Raw genomic sequence first — 15,487 nt, forward strand, 5'->3', positions numbered from 1 at the left:
CGTCATCCCACCTTCTCGAGCCGCTCGTCGAGGAATCCGGCGAGCGCGCGGGGCGTCGCGTTGTTGAAGATCTCCGGTGTGGCGAAGGTGACCGACAGCGCCGCGCTGAGCTCCTTGCGGAGCCTGACCGCGAGGAGGGAGTCCATCCCCAGGTCGGTGAAGTCGACGTCGGCGCCGACGTCGGCGAGGTCGGAGAACTCCAGCACCGCGGCGACCTTCGTCCGGATCAGCTCGGTGATCGCCGCGCGGCGGTCCCCGCCCTCCGGGGTGGACGGCGGCGTCGCCGCGGCCGGTCCAGCCTCCTTGGCCGCTGCCGCTGCCGGGGCAGGGGCAGGGGTGGGCGCCGGCCTGGCGGGCGGGGCGGCCGGCGGTCTCCGTGCCGAGCCGGTCGACAGCCCGTAGGGCCTGCGGTCGAACGCGTACGTCGGAAGCTCGATCTTCCGCCCGCGCCGCCCCCGGTGGAAGTCCGGCCACGAGATCGGCTGGCCGGCCGCGTAGGCCTTCGCGACCGAATCGAGGATGACCGTGCCGTCCTCGTCGGACGGGTGCATGCTGGCCAGCCAGAGGTGCCGCCCGGCCGGGACGCAGCGGCGGCCCAGCGAGGTGAGGGTCGCGAACGGGCTGACCTCGATGAAGAGGTGCCTGCCCCGCCGGTCCAGCGTCCGCATGGCGGCCATGAAGTGCACCGGTCCGGTGAGCTGCCGCACCCAGTAGTCGGCGGTGAAGTCGTGCTGCCTGGCGACCTCGCCGGACACCGTCGAGACGAGGGTGATCTCGGGCTCGTTGTGCCGGACGCCGTCGACCGCCGCGCGCAGTTCCCCGGCCACCTCGGTCATCAGGGGCGAGTGTGAGGCCTGCGACACCGCGAGGGGCGTGAAGTCGATGTCCAGCGCGGCCAGGTCGGCGGTGATCGCCGCGATGGAGGCGCGGCCGCCGGAGATCACGCACTGCTGCGGCGCGTTGACGGCGGCGACGGCGGTGTCAGGACGTCCGTCCAGCAGCGGGGTGATCGCGTCTGCGCCGGCCCCGACGGACACCATCCGGCCGGGGGTGCGGACGGAGTCCATCAGCCGGGCCCGGGCCGAGATCAGCGTGGCGGCGTCCGCGAGGCCGAACAGCCCGGCCACCGCTCCCGCCGCGACCTCGCCCATGCTGTGGCCCGCGACCGAGGTCGGCCGGACCCCCCAGGACATCCAGAGGCGTGCGAGCGCGTACTCGACGGCGAACTGGACGGGCTGCCCGTACCGGGCCAGGCTGAGCGCGGCGGCGTCCGCCGTTCCGCAGGTCCCGAGCACGATCTCCTTCACCGGACGGCCGACGAGCGGCGTCAGGACCTCGTCGCAGGCGTCCAGCTCCGCGGCGAACACCTGGTGCCGCCGGTACAGCCCGGCGCCGACGCCGGGACGCAGCGGACCCAGGCCCGAGAAGAGGAAGCAGACCTTGCGGGACGCCCGTCCCGGCAGTTCGTCCCGTTCGACGGTGTCGAGCAGCTCGTCCAGCCGGGCGGCGAGGTCGTCGTGGCCGGTCACCACGGCCGACACCCGATGCCGGAAGTGCGCCCGGCCGACGTTGGCCGTGTGGCACAGGTCGGCGACGTCGACGGCGGGCCCGCCGTCCAGCAGCCGCCGGTAGCGCCGGATCTGCCCGGCCAGCGCCGGGACCGACTTGGCGGAGAGGGTCAGCACCGCGGCCTCCGGCCGCTCCGGCGCCCCGGCCGTCGGCGGCGCCGGCTCCGGGGCCTCCTCCAGGACGGCCGACGCGATCGTCCCGGTGAACCCGAACGAGTTCACCAGCGCGCGGCGCACGTCCGCCCGCCACGGCTCCACCCGCGTCGGAACGCGGACCGGCCAGGTCTCCCACGCGATGCGGCTGGACGGCTTGTCGAGGTTGAGGTGCGGATACACGGTGCCGTTACGCAGCTGCAGGACGGTCTTGACCACGCCGCCGATGCCGGCTGCGGCCTCCATGTGCCCGATGTTGGTCTTGAGCGAGGCGACCAGGAGCGGGTCCCGCGCGCTGTGGGACGGCCCGAACACCTCGGCGATCGAGCCCATCTCGATCGGGTCGCCGAGCGGCGTGCCGGTCCCGTGGGCCTCCACGAACTGGACGTCCCCGGGTTCGAGCGCCGCGTCGGCCAGCGCGGCACGCATGAGCGCCTCCTGCGCGAGGCCGTTGGGGGCGGTGAACCCGGCGCTCTCGCCGTCCTGCCGCACCGCGGTGCCGCGCACCAGCGCGAGGACGGTGTCGCCGTCGCGCCGCGCGTCGCTGAGCCGCTTGAGCACGACGACGCCGCACCCCTCGGCGCGTCCGTAGCCGTCGGCGGACTCGTCGAACGTCTTGCACCGCCCGTCGGCCGACAGGGCCTGCATGTCGGAGAGCAGCATGCTGCTGTAGGGGTGGTGGATGATTCCGACGCCGCCGCACAACGCGACGTCGCACTCCCGGCCGCGCAGGCCCTTGACCGCGAGGTGCAGGGCGACCAGCGACGACGAGCAGGCGGTGTCCACCGACATGCACGGGCCGCGCGCGCCCAGGAAGTAGGAGACCCGTCCCGCCACGGCCGCGTTCAGCACCCCGCCCGCGAGATAGCCCTCCATGTCCTCGGCGGCGAGCGCGCCGATCTCCCAGGCGTAGTCGACGGAGCTGGCCCCGAAATAGACTCCGGCATTTCCGCGGCGCAGCCCGGTGGGGTCGATATTGGCGTTCTCCAGCGCTTCCCAGGACGTTTCCAGGGCGATTCGCTGCTGCGGATCTATGCAGCGCGCCTCTTTCGGGGAGATGTTGAAGAACGGCGCGTCGAACAGGTCGATCTCGTCGAGGAATCCCCCGCTGGCCGAACTTATGCGGCCCGCGCCGCCGCCGTCGCCGTCCGGCCCGGCGGGCCCGTCCGGCCCGGCGGCCGCGGCGAACTCGGCGGCCTGCCATCGGCCCCGCGGGATGGGTTCGATGGCCGACCGGCCCGAACCGAGGTACTCGGCGAAGTCGCCTAGGGTCGTGCTGCCTCCGGGCATGCGGAGGCCGGCGCCCACGATCGCGATGGGCTCCGTCCTTTCGGCCGTCAGCCGGTGTATCCGCGACTCGTGCTCGCGAATGATCTCGCGCGCCGCCTCAAGCTCAGCCTCGATCGTCATGGGAGCCAATGTCCCAGGCGTCGCTGATGCGCGGCTGCCGCACGGCTGACATCGCGCGCGCGGAGCATTTGTCAGAACGCCGTCAGCCGGAGATCAGAAGCTCCTGCGAGGATTCCGCGAAGACGATGGAAACAATTCTGGAGCGCACTCGTGGCTGATCCTTTTGAAATCGAGGAAGCGGGTTATCTCGTTCTGGTCAACCACCTGGGCCAGCATTCGCTGTGGCCGGAGGCGATCGACGTCCCGGCCGGGTGGCGGGTGGCGTTCGGCGGCGGCGCGCGGCAGGAGTGCCTCGCCTACGTCACGGCGAACTGGCGGGACATCGCGCCCGCGGAGCAGGCGGCCCCGCACCCGGCGGACGCGCCATGATCGGCGCCGAGGCCGTCGAGGCGGCGCTGTGCCGGATCATCGCCGGCGTCCTCGGCGAGGACCGCATCGGCCCGGAGGACGGGTTCTTCGAGGCGGGCGGGGACAGCGTCCTGGCGGTCCAGGTGGTGGCCCGCGCGCGTGAGGCCGGCCTCGACCTGAGCGTGCGCGATCTCTTCGACCACCAGACGCCCGCGTCGCTCGCCGCCGTGATCGGCGCCCTTCCCGCCGCGACGCCCGGCCCGGCCGACGCGACCCTCACGCCCGACGCGCCGGACACCCCTCTGGTCGCTTTCGCGGACGACGAGTTCGGCGACTTCGAGGCCGTCGACGCCGCCGGCTCCGAAGCCGAATGGGAGACGATCACGTGAGCCGCTCCGGCATCGAGTGCGTCCTGCCGCTGACCTCCCTTCAGGAGGGCCAGCTGTTCCACGCCGAGTTCGACGAGGCGGGCCCGAGCCTCTACAACATGTTCCTGTCGGCCCTGCTGACCGGCCCGCTGGACGCCGCGGCGCTGCGGTCCGCCTGCGCGCGGTTGCAGGCCAGGCACCAGTGCATGCGCGCCTGCTTCCGCCGGGACCGCGAGAACCGGACCGTCCAGGTCGTCCTCCGGGAGGCGCCGCTGCTCTGGCGGCAGGTCGACCTGTCCGGCCTTCCCGAGCCGGAACGCGCCGAGCGGCTGGAACGGCTGGCCCAGGAGACCCGGTCGGAGCGCTTCGACCTCGCGCGGGCGCCGCTGACCCGGTTCGTGCTGGTGCGGCTGGCGCCGGACGAGCACCGCTTCATCCTCTGCACCTATCACGCCGTGCTGGACGGGTGGTCGTCCTGGCTGCTTCTGGGCGAGCTGGCCCACCTCTACGAGCGGGGCGGGGACGGCGCCGGCCTACCGGCGCCTCCGCCCTACGAGGACTACTACCGGTGGCTGGCCGGGCAGGACCGCGCCGCGGCCGAGAGCGTGTGGCGGGACGCGCTCGACGGGCTGCCGGGGCCGACCCTGCTGGCGCCGTCCGGTCCCGAACGGTGGCTGACCGACAGCGAGCAGTTCGACATCGAGGTCCCCGCCGGGCTGGTCGAGAGGTTGCGCGGCCTGGCCCGCGGCCGCGGCCTGACGATGAACACGATCTTCCAAGGGGCGATGGGGCTGGCGCTCGGCACCGCCACCGGCCGGGGCGACGTGGTGTTCGGCGGCACGGTCACCGGCCGCTCCCCGGAGGTGCCGGGCATCGAGCGCATGGCGGGGATGTTCCTCAACACCGTGCCGGTCCGGGTCCGCCAGGACCTGGCCCGGTCCGAGACCGTCGCCGCGATGCTGGCGCGGATCCAGGCCGAGCAGGCGCGGCTGATCCCGCACCACCATCTCGGCCTGGTCGACATCCGGCGCGCCGCGGGGCGGCCCGAGCTGTTCGACGCCCACATGTCGTTCCAGAACTTCCCGGGCGCCGGCACGACGGGCGGCTTCCCGATGTCCGACGTGCGGACCGACGTCAAGACCGACTACACGCTGAACATCGCCGTGCAGGCGTCGGGCGACGTCATCGACATGGCCGTCGAGCACCGGCCCGTCCTGTTTGGCCGGGAGCGCGCGGAGGAACTCGCGGCCGGGCTGATGCGGGCGCTGGAGGCGATGGCCACGGCGCCGGACGCCCCGGTGAGCCGGGTCCAGGTGCGGACCGCCGAGGAGCGGCGGGCGCTGCTGGGGCTCGGCCGCACCCGGCCGGTGGCGGCTGAGCCGGAGCTGGTGCCGGAGTCGTTCGCGGCGCGGGCGGCGGCGGTGGATCCGGGGCTGACCGCGCTGGTCTGCGGGGACGTCGAGCTGTCGTTCGGCGAGCTGGCCGGACGGGTGAACCGGCTGGCCCGCTGGCTGATCGCGGCCGGAGCGGGCCCCGGGGACCCGGTGGCGGTGCTGCTGCCGAGGTCCGCCGACTCGGTCGTCGCGCCGCTGGCGGTGCTGGCCGCCGGGGCGATGTACGTGCCGGTGGACGCGTCCTACCCCGCCGAGCGGGTGCGGTACATGCTCGCGGACGCGGCGCCGCGCGTGGTGATCACCACGGCGGAGCTGGCGGCGCTCGCGGGGCGGGCGGCGGGCGGTGCGCGGCGACTGGCGCTGGACTCCCCCGAAGCCGCGGCCGAGCTGACGGGATTCGCGGACACGCCGGTCGGCGCGGCGGAGCGCCGCAGAGCGCTCGCACCTTCGGACCCGGCGTACATGATCTACACCTCCGGTTCGACGGGCCGTCCGAAGGGCGTGGTCGCCACCCATCAGGGCCTGGCCAGCCTGGCGGCGTTCTCGCGCGCCGAGGTGATCGGACCCGCCGCCCGCCGGGCCGGACGGCGGCTCCGGACGGCCCTGGTCACCACGACGTCGTTCGACGCGTCCTGGGACAGCGTGCTGTGGCTGCTGGAAGGCCACGAGCTGCACGTGCTGGACGACGACGTCCGCCGCGACGCGCACGCGCTCGTCGACCACGTCCGCGAGCACCGGATCGACGTCCTGGAGGTCACGCCCTCCTACGCGGAGCAACTCGTCGCGGAAGGGCTGCTCGGGCGGAGCCGGTCGTCGGTGCTGATTCTGGGCGGCGAGGCGGTGGGCGCCGGGCTGTGGGAACGGGTCGCCCGCGCCGAAGACGTGACGGGCTGGAACTTCTACGGCCCCACCGAATGCACGGTGAACGCGGTGGTCGCCCGGATCAGCGGCGAACGGCCGGTGATCGGCCGTCCGACGCCCGGCAGCCGGGTGTACGTGCTGGACGAATGGCTGCGCCCGGTGCCGGTCGGGGTGCCGGGCGCGCTGTATCTGGCCGGGGCGCAGGTGGCCCGGGGATATTGGGACCGTCCCGCGCTGACCGCGGAGCGGTTCGTGGCCGACCCGTTCGGCACGCCCGGTGAACGCATGTACCGCACCGGCGACCGGGCCCGCTGGACGCGCGACGGCGTCCTGGAATTCCTGGGCCGGACCGACGACCAGGTGAAGCTGCGCGGGTTCCGCATCGAGCCCGGCGAGATCGCCGCCGTCCTGACCGAGAGCCCGCTGGTCACCCAGGCCGCAGTAGTCGTCCGCGACGACACCCTGGTCGCCTACCTGGTGCCCGCCAGCGACCCCGCCGACGAGGACGAGCTGCGCGGACACGCGGCGAGCAGGCTGCCCGCCCACGTGATCCCGTCGGCGTTCGTCACCCTCGACGCCCTGCCGCTCACGCCCAACGGCAAACTCGACCGCGCCGCCCTCCCCGACCCCGACGCCTCGCGGCTCCCGGCCGGGCGCGGCCCGCGCGACCACCGGGAGGACGTGCTGTGCGGGCTGTTCGCCGAGCTGCTCGGCCGCGAGCCGATCGGGATCGACGACGACTTCTTCGCGCTCGGCGGCCACTCGCTGCTCGCCACCCGGCTGACCAGCCGGATCCGGACCGAGCTCGGGGCCGAGCTGTCCGTCCGGAAGGTGTTCCAGGCGCCGACCGTGGCCGAGCTGAGCGCCGAACTCTCGGGCGCGCGTCCGGCCCGCCCCGCGCTGCGGCGAATGAGCCGCGCGGCGACGAGCTGAGGAGAAACGATGATCCCGTTGTCGTTCGCGCAGCGGCGGCTGTGGTTCCTGAACAAGCTGGAGGGGCCCAGCGCGACCTACAACATGGCGGGCGCGCTGCGGTTGCGCGGGCCCCTGGACCGGCGGGCGCTGGCGGCCGCGATCAACGACGTCATCGACCGGCACGAGCCGCTGCGGACGGTGTTCCCGGACCTCAAAGGCGAGCCCTACCAGCGGATACTCGACATCGACCAGGCCCGCTCGGAGCTGGAGATCTTCGAGCCCGAGCCCGGCGAGCTGGCGGCGGCGCTCCAGCAGGCCGCGAACCATGTGTTCGACCTGGCCGCGCCCCGGCCGCCGTTCCGCGCGACGCTGTTCGTCGTCGGCCCGGACGAGCACGTGCTGATGCTCGTGGCTCACCATGTGGCCGGGGACGGCTGGTCGACCGCTCCGCTGCTGCGTGACGTCGGACGCGCCTACCAAGCGCGATCCAAGGGACGGGCACCGGACTGGGAGCCGCTCCCGGCCACCTACGTCGACTACACCTTCTGGCAGTCTGAGCTCCTCGGCCGGAGCGACGACCCCGGCAGTGTGCTCGCTCAGCAGCTCGCATTCTGGGCCAAGGAGCTGGAGGGCGCGCCCGAGTGCCTGCCGCTGCCCACCGACCGGCCTCGTCCACCGTTCGCCAGCCATCGCGGCGACACCACACCCCTGACGGTGGACGCCGATCTGCACGCACGCCTCGCCGACCTGGCGCGGGCGAACCAGGCGACGCTGTTCATGGTGCTGCACGCCGCGCTGGCCGTGCTGCTGAGCGGCAGAGGGGCGGGCCAGGACATCCCGGTCGGATCGCCGCTGGCCGGACGCACCGACGAAGCCCTGGACGATCTGGTCGGGTTCTTCATCAACACGGTGGTCGTGCGGACGGATGTGTCCGGGTCCCCGGGTTTCGCGGAACTGCTGGGCCGGGTGCGCGAGCGGACGCTGGCGGCGCTGGAGAACCAGGACGCGCCGTTCGAGCTGGTCGTCGAGCACCTCAACCCGGACCGGTCACCGTCCCGCAACCCCCTCTTCCAGGTCATGCTGACGTTGCAGAACGCGCCACGCGACGCGGAGCCGCTGCCGGGGCTGGACGCGGAGATGGAGGCGATAGGCACTCCGACCGCCAAGGTCGACCTCTCCTTCACGCTGACCGAGCACCAAGACCGCGACGGCCGTCCGGCCGGGCTGTCCGGCGACCTCGAATACGCGCTCGACCTGTTCGACCGCGAGGGCGCCGAGTCGCTGGCCGCAGGGCTGGTACGGGTGCTGGCGGCGGTCGCGGCGGCGCCGGACGCCCCGGTCGACCGGCTCGACCTGCTGACGTCCGAGGAACGGCGAGCACTGCTCGACCTCGGCCACACCCCACCGGCGACCACCGAACCGGTCCTGCTTCCGGAGCTGTTCGCGACCCGGGCGACGGCGGAGCCGGACCTGACCGCGCTGGTGTGCGGGGACGTGGAGCTGTCGTTCGGCGAGCTGGCCGGACGGGTGAACCGGCTGGCCCGCTGGCTGATCGCGGCCGGGGCCGGGCCCGGGGACCCGGTGGCGGTGCTCCTGCCGCGGTCGGCCGACTCGGTCGTCGCGATGCTGGCGGTGTTGGCGGCCGGAGCGATGTACGTGCCGGTGGACGCGTCCTACCCCGCCGAGCGGGTGGAGTACATCCTGGCGGACGCGGCGCCGACGCTGGTGATCACCACGGACGGGCTCGCGGCGCTGGAGGACACGCCGGCCGGCACGGCGAAGCGCCGGAGGGCGATCGCGCCGTCCGACCCGGCGTACATGATCTACACCTCCGGTTCGACGGGCCGTCCGAAGGGTGTGGTCGCCACCCATCAGGGCCTGGCGAACCTGGCCGCGTTCTCACGCGCCGAGGTGATCGGGCCCGCGGCGAGGCGGGCCGGGCGGCGGCTCCGGGCGACGCTGGTCGCCGCGCTGTCGTTCGACGCGTCCTGGGACGCGGTGCTGTGGCTGGTGGAAGGCCACGAGCTGCACCTGCTGGACGACGACGTCCGCCGCAACGCGCACGCGCTCGTCGACTACGTCCGCCAGAACCGGATCGACGTGGTCGACGTGACCCCCTCCCACGCCGAGCAACTGGCAGAGAACGGACTCCTGGACGGACGGCACCGCCCCTCGGTCCTGATCCTGGGCGGCGAGGCGGTGGGCGCCGGGCTGTGGGAACGGGTCGCCCGCGCCGAAGGCGTGACCGGCTGGAACTTCTACGGCCCCACCGAGTGCACGGTGGACTCGGTGGTCACGCGGATCAAGGGAGACCGGCCGGTCCTCGGACGTCCCGTCCCAGGTACTCGCGCGTACGTGCTGGACGAATGGCTGCGCCCGGTACCGATAGGGGTCCCGGGCGAGCTCTACGTGGCCGGCCCCCAAGTGGCGCGGGGATATCGGCGGCGTCCGGAACTGACCGCCGAGCGGTTCGTCGCCGACCCGTCCGGCACGCCGGGCACGTCCGGTGAACGCATGTACCGCACCGGCGACCGAGCCCGCTGGACGCGCGACGGCGTCCTGGAATTCCTCGGCCGGGCCGACGACCAGGTGAAGCTGCGCGGGTTCCGGATCGAGCCCGGCGAGATCGCCGCCGTCCTGACCGAGAGCCCGCTGGTCACCCAGGCCGCCGTGATCGTCCGCGACGACGCCCTGGTCGCCTACCTGGTGCCCACCGACGGCCCTGCCGACGAGGACGAGCTGCGCGGGCACGCGGCGAGCAGGCTGCCCGCCCACATGATCCCGTCAGCGTTCGTCACCCTCGACGCCCTGCCACTGACCCCCAACGACAAGCTCGACCGGGCCGCCCTCCCCGACCCGGCCGACTCGCACACCCCGGCCGGCCGCGGCCCGCGCGACCACCAGGAGGAGGTGCTGTGCGGGCTGTTCGCCGAGCTGCTCGGCCGCGAGCCGATCGGGATCGACGACGACTTCTTCGCGCTCGGCGGCCACTCGCTGCTGGTCACCAGGCTGGTCAACGAGATCCGGGACGAGCTCGGCGCCGAGATCTCCGTCCGGGCGGTGTTCCAGGCGCCGACCGTGGCCGCGCTGGCCGCCGAGCTCGCCGGCGCGCGTCCGGCCCGTCCCGCGCTGCGCCCGATGACCGATCCGGCGTCGACCTGAGGAGACACGATGATCCCGTTGTCGTTCGCGCAGCGGCGGCTGTGGTTCCTGAACAGGCTGGAAGGCCCCAGCGCGACCTACAACATCCCGGGCGCGCTGCGGCTGCGCGGGCCGCTGAACCGCCGGGCGCTGGCCGCCGCGCTGAACGACGTCGTCCACCGGCACGAGCCGCTGCGGACGGTGTTCCCGGACGTCGAAGGCGAGCCCTACCAGCGGATACTGACCATCGACCAGGCGCGCCTCGACCTGGAGATCGCCGAACCCGGGCCCGGTGAGCTGGCGGCGGCGCTCCAGCAGGCCGCGAACCATGTGTTCGACCTGGCCGCGCCCCGCCCGCCGTTCCGCGCGACGCTGTTCGCCGCCGGCCCGGACGAGCACGTGCTGATGATCGTGATGCACCACATCGCGGGAGACGGCTGGTCGACGGCCCCGCTGTGGCGTGACCTCGGGCAGGCCTACCAGGCGCGATGCGAGGGGCGGGAGCCGGGCTGGGAGCCGCTGCCCGTCCGGTACGTGGACTACACGCTGTGGCAGGCCGAACTCCTCGGCCGGGCCGACGATCCCGGCAGCGTCCTCGCCGGTCAGCTGGCCTTCTGGGCGAAGGAGCTGGCGGGCGCGCCGGAGTGCCTGCCGCTGCCCGCCGACCGGCCCCGGCCGCCGTTCGCCGGATTCCGCGGCGACACCGTGACGCTCGCGGTGGACGCGGAGCTGCACGCACGCCTCACCGACCTGGCGCGGCGGAACGGAGCGACGCTGTTCATGCTGCTGCACGCCGCGCTGGCCGTGCTGCTGAGCCGGTGGGGCGCCGGACGGGACATCCCGGTCGGGTCGCCGCTGGCCGGGCGCACCGACAGGGCGCTGCACGATCTGGTCGGCTTCTTCCTCAACACGGTGGTCGTGCGCACGGACCTGTCCGGCGATCCGACCTTCGCCGAGCTGCTGGGCCGGGTGCGCGAGACGACCCTGACGATCCTGGAGAACCAGGACGCGCCGTTCGAGCTGGTCGTCGAGCACCTCAACCCGGAGCGGTCGCCGTCCCGCAACCCGCTCTTCCAGGTCATGCTGAACGTGCTGGTCATGCCGGCGGTCGCGGACCTGCTGCCGGGGCTGACCGCGGAGATGGAGGCGGTGCGCACGCCGACCGCCAAGGTCGACCTCACCTTCACGCTGACCGAGCACTTCGGACCCGCCGCGCGGCCGGCCGGGCTGGGCGTCGACGTCGCGTACGCCCTCGACCTGTTCGACCGTGAGACCGCCGAAGCGCTGGCCGGAGGGCTGGTGCGGGTGCTGGAGGCGGCCGCCGCCGCGCCGGACGTCGCGGTGAGCCGGATGGAGGTGCTGACCGCGGACGAGCGGTCGGCGCCGCTGGAACTGGGGCGGGGCGAACCGGCGTCCGCCGGTTCGGAGCTGGTGCCGGAGCTGTTCGCGGCGCGGGCGGCGGCGATGGAACCGGGCCTGACCGCGCTGGTCTGCGGGGACGTCGAGCTGTCGTTCGGCGAGCTGGCCGGACGGGTGAACCGCGTGGCCCGATGGCTGATCGCCGCCGGGGCCGGTCCCGGGGACCCGGTGGCGGTGGCGTTGCCGAGGTCCGCGGACTCGGTGGCCGCGATGCTGGGGGTGCTCGCCGCCGGGGCGATGTACGTGCCGGTGGATCTGTCGTATCCAGCGGACCGGGTGCGGTTCATGCTCACGGACGCGACGCCGCGCGCAGTGATCACGACGCCCGACCCGGCGGCCGCGCTGACCGGCGCTGGAGCCCGGTCGTTGAAGCTGGGCTCGGCCGGCGCGGAAGCCCAGCTGGCGGCGCTTTCCGATTCACCGGTCGACGCCGCCGAACGTCGCAGATCCCTGACGCCGTCGGACCCGGCGCACCTCACCTACACCTCCGGCTCGACGGGCCGTCCCAAGGGCGTGGTCGCCACCCACCAGGGCCTGGCGAACCTGGCGGCGGCCCTGCGCGGCGAGGTGATCGAGCCCGCGGCGCGGCGAGCGGGACGGCGGCTGCGGGCGAGCCTCGTCACCGCGCTGTCGTTCGACGCCGTGTGGGTCATGGTGCTGTGGCTGCTGGAAGGCCATGAGCTGCACGTGCTGGACGAGAACGTCAGGCGCGACGCGAACGCGCTGGTCGGCTACGTCCGCGAGCACGGAGTGGACATCCTGGAGGTCACCCCTTCCTACGCCGGGCAACTCCTCACCGAAGGGCTGCTCGACGAAGGCGGAGCCTCGGTACTGATTCTGGGCGGCGAAGCGGTGACGGCCGGGCTGTGGGCACGGATCGGCCAGGCCGAACACGTGACGGGCTGGAACTTCTACGGCCTGACCGAATGCACGGTGGATTCGGTGCTCGCCCGGATCGGCGGCGACCGGCCGGTGATCGGCCGTCCGATGCCGGGCTCCCGCGTGTACGTGCTGGACGAATGGCTGCGCCCGGTACCAGTGGGGGTGCCGGGCGCGCTCTACGTGGCCGGGAAACCGGTGGCCCGGGGGTACTGGGGCCGTCCCGCCCTGACCGCGGAACGGTTCGTCGCGGACCCGTTCGGCGCCCCCGGCGAACGGATGTACCGCACCGGCGACCTGGCCCGCTGGACCCGCGACGGCGTACTCGAATTCCAGGGCCGGGCCGACGCCCAGGTGAAGATACGCGGGTTCCGGATCGAGCCCGGCGAGATAGCGACCGTCCTCACCGGAAACCCCCTGGTCGGCCAAGCGGCGGTGGTGGCCAAGGAGAACAGGCTGGTCGCCTACCTGGTCCCCGCGGACGCCGGAACCCTCGACGCCGACGAGCTGCGCCGCCACGCCATGGCCGAACTCCCCGAGTACATGGTTCCGTCGGCGTTCGTCACGCTCGACGTCCTCCCGCTGACCCCGCACGGGAAACTCGACCGGAAGGCACTCCCCGACCCCGATTACGCGGCGTCGAGCACCGGCGGTCAGGCCGCCGCCCGCACCGGCCGCGAGGAGGCGCTGTGCTGCCTGTTCGCCGAGGTCCTCGGCCTGGACTCGGTCGGCGCCGACGACAACTTCTTCGCGCTCGGCGGCCATTCGCTGCTCGCCACGCGGCTGGTGAGCCGGATCCGGGCGGCGCTGGGCACGGACCTGTCGGTCCGGCTGTTCCTGCAGGCGCCCACCGTGGCCGGGGTCATCGGGTCGCTCGCGGCGGACCCGGCCGCGCAGGCGCGGATCGACCCGGTCGCGGCGATCCGGACGTCCGGCGAGCGGCCGCCGCTGTTCTGCGTGCATCCGGTGTCCGGGGTGGCCTGGTGCTACTCCGGCCTGCAGCGGCACCTGCCCGCCGACGTCCCCATCTACGGCCTCCAGCTGGAGATGGGCGACGAGTCGCCCCGGCCGCGCGACCTGGCGGACCTCACCGCGCGCTACGCCGCCCGGATACGCGAGGTCCGGCCGACCGGCCCCTACCGGCTTCTCGGCTGGTCGCTGGGCGGCGCCATCGCGCACGCCGTCGCCGGGAGGCTCCAGCGCGAGGGTGAGCGGGTGGAGTTCCTGGGCCTCCTGGATTCGTATCCCGCCAATCCCTGGCTTCTGGAGATGGAACCGGCCGCGATGCTCGACGCGATCGAGCAGGCGATCCTCGTCACGATGGCCCAGGATCTCGGGCTGGACGTCGAGGACGCCGACGATCCGCGCTCCCGGCGGCGAATGCGCCAGGCGGTCGCGGACGGCTTCGGTCTCCCGGAGGACGTCCTGGCCGGCCTTCCGGGCGCGGCCGGGAACCTCATCCGGATAGCGCAGGGCGACGAGCACGAGGTCTTCCACGGGGATCCGGTCTTCGTCCAGGCAGCGGACACCGTTCTCGGCGATGTCGGCGCGGCCGAGCTGTGGCGGCCGCACGTCCGCGGGACCATCGACCACCACACCGTCGGCTGCGGCCACTTCGAGATGATGAAGCCCGGCCCGATGGCGGAGATCGGCGCGATTCTCGCGGCCGGGATGGCGCCCTGATGGCCACGGACACCGCCGCGGCCGCCGCCCCCGACGCCATCGCGGGCGGCGGCGCCCTGCGGGGACGGGACTTCCGGCTGCTGTGGACCGCCGAGTCCATCAGCAAGACCGGAAGTGCCGTCACGACCTTCGCGCTGCCCCTCGTGGCGCTGCAGACGCTCGGCGCGAACACGCTGATGATGGGCGTGCTCAACGCCATGATCTGGCTGCCGTGGCTGCTCGTCGGGTTGCAGGCGGGGGTCTGGGCCGACCGCCGCAGCCGCCGGCCGCTGATGATCGGCTGCGAGGCCGCGTCGGCGGTGCTGATCGTGAGCGTCCCGGTGCTGGCCGCGTTCGACGTCCTGACCATGTGGTACCTCCTCGTGATCGCGTTCGCGTCGGGGTGCTCGACGGTGCTGTTCACGGCGTCGTACAACGCGTACGTGCCGTTCCTGGTCGGCAAGGACGAGCTGCTGGCGGCGAACTCGCGCCTGCTGGGCAGCGAGCAGGCGGCCAACGTCGCGGGACCCGGCATCGGCGGCCTGCTCACCCAGGTCCTGTCGGCCGTTCTCGGGCTGGTCGTGGACGCGGCGAGCTTCGCGGTCAGCGCCTTCTGCCTGTGGGCCATCCGGGCGCGGGAGCCGTCCGAACGCACGGGCGAACAAGCGGGCAAGCAAGCGGATCACCCGGACGGACCGCGGGCCACCGTCCGGTCCGACATCTGGACGGCGGTCAGGTTCGTGGTCCGGGACCCCTACCTGCGGGTGATCACCGCGAACAGCGCCTGCACGAACCTGCTCATGGGCGGTATCCAGGCGCTGGTCGTCGTGTTCCTGGTCCGGGCCGAGGGGCTCAGCCCGTGGGCGGTCGGCGCGACCACGATCGTGATCAGCGTCGGCGGGCTGCTCGGCGCGTTCGCCGCGCCCAGGGTCAGCGCCCGGCTGGGGTCCGCCCGGACCCTCCTGACGGCCCCGTTCACCGACTGCTTCCTCCTGCTGTTCCCGCTCGCCGCCCCCGGCCCGCTGCTCGTGGTGGCGCTCGCCGGAACCCTGATATGGGCCACGGGAGTGGTAGTGAGAAACGTGACGGGCGGCGCTTTCCGGCAGGCCTACTGCCCGCCTGAAATGAGCGCCCGGGTCGCCATGACCATGCGGTTCATGTTCTTCGGCGTCTGGCCGATCGGCAGCCTTCTCGGCGGTGTGCTGGGCACGGTGTTCGAGGTCCAGACGGCCCTTTTCATCCTCTCCGGCGCGAACATTCTCACCAATATCTGGCTGTTCACCGGCCCGCTCAAGCGGAGCAGGGATCTGCCGACCGACCATGCGGAACCGCCCGCCGCGAGCGCCGCAAAGACTGCCACCTGACCGTC

General features: G+C 73.3%; 7 protein-coding genes. 6 read left to right on the top strand and 1 reads right to left on the bottom strand.

Going from position 1 to position 15,487, the window contains the following annotated elements:
- Window positions 1-2: 2 nt before the first annotated feature.
- The gene (locus tag ACH34T_RS19555; protein WP_395993597.1) at window positions 3-3,131 is read right to left on the bottom strand and encodes a type I polyketide synthase; all 3,129 of its coding nucleotides are present in this window, start codon (window positions 3,129-3,131) and stop codon (window positions 3-5) included.
- Window positions 3,132-3,281: 150 nt separating this feature from the next.
- Between ACH34T_RS19555 and ACH34T_RS19560 the strand changes: the two genes are divergently transcribed.
- The 6 genes from ACH34T_RS19560 to ACH34T_RS19585 are packed head-to-tail and all read left to right on the top strand — an operon-like array spanning window position 3,282 to window position 15,482.
- Window positions 3,282-3,500: an MbtH family protein gene (locus ACH34T_RS19560; RefSeq protein ID WP_395993598.1), complete on the top strand. Its 219-nt coding sequence runs from the start codon at window positions 3,282-3,284 to the stop codon at window positions 3,498-3,500.
- Window positions 3,497-3,868 carry a phosphopantetheine-binding protein gene (locus tag ACH34T_RS19565; protein WP_395993599.1) on the top strand — a complete coding sequence of 124 codons (372 nt, stop codon included), beginning with the start codon at window positions 3,497-3,499 and terminating at the stop codon, window positions 3,866-3,868. Before ACH34T_RS19560 ends, ACH34T_RS19565 begins: the two co-directional genes overlap by 4 nt.
- Window positions 3,865-7,035 carry an amino acid adenylation domain-containing protein gene (locus tag ACH34T_RS19570; RefSeq protein WP_395993600.1) on the top strand — a complete coding sequence of 1,057 codons (3,171 nt, stop codon included), beginning with the start codon at window positions 3,865-3,867 and terminating at the stop codon, window positions 7,033-7,035. Before ACH34T_RS19565 ends, ACH34T_RS19570 begins: the two co-directional genes overlap by 4 nt.
- 9 nt (window positions 7,036-7,044) lie before the next feature.
- A complete protein-coding gene (locus ACH34T_RS19575) occupies window positions 7,045-10,179 on the top strand; it encodes an amino acid adenylation domain-containing protein (protein WP_395993601.1) in 3,135 nt (1,044 codons plus the stop codon).
- A 9-nt stretch (window positions 10,180-10,188) separates the two neighbouring features.
- A complete protein-coding gene (locus ACH34T_RS19580; RefSeq protein WP_395993602.1) occupies window positions 10,189-14,139 on the top strand; it encodes an amino acid adenylation domain-containing protein in 3,951 nt (1,316 codons plus the stop codon).
- Entirely contained in the window at window positions 14,139-15,482 is a 1,344-nt protein-coding gene (locus tag ACH34T_RS19585) for an MFS transporter (RefSeq protein WP_395993603.1), read from the top strand. Before ACH34T_RS19580 ends, ACH34T_RS19585 begins: the two co-directional genes overlap by 1 nt.
- Window positions 15,483-15,487: the final 5 nt, after the last annotated feature.

Origin of the sequence: Actinomadura sp. 9N215 (assembly GCF_044326345.1) — a bacterium.
Lineage (GTDB): Bacteria > Actinomycetota > Actinomycetes > Streptosporangiales > Streptosporangiaceae > Spirillospora.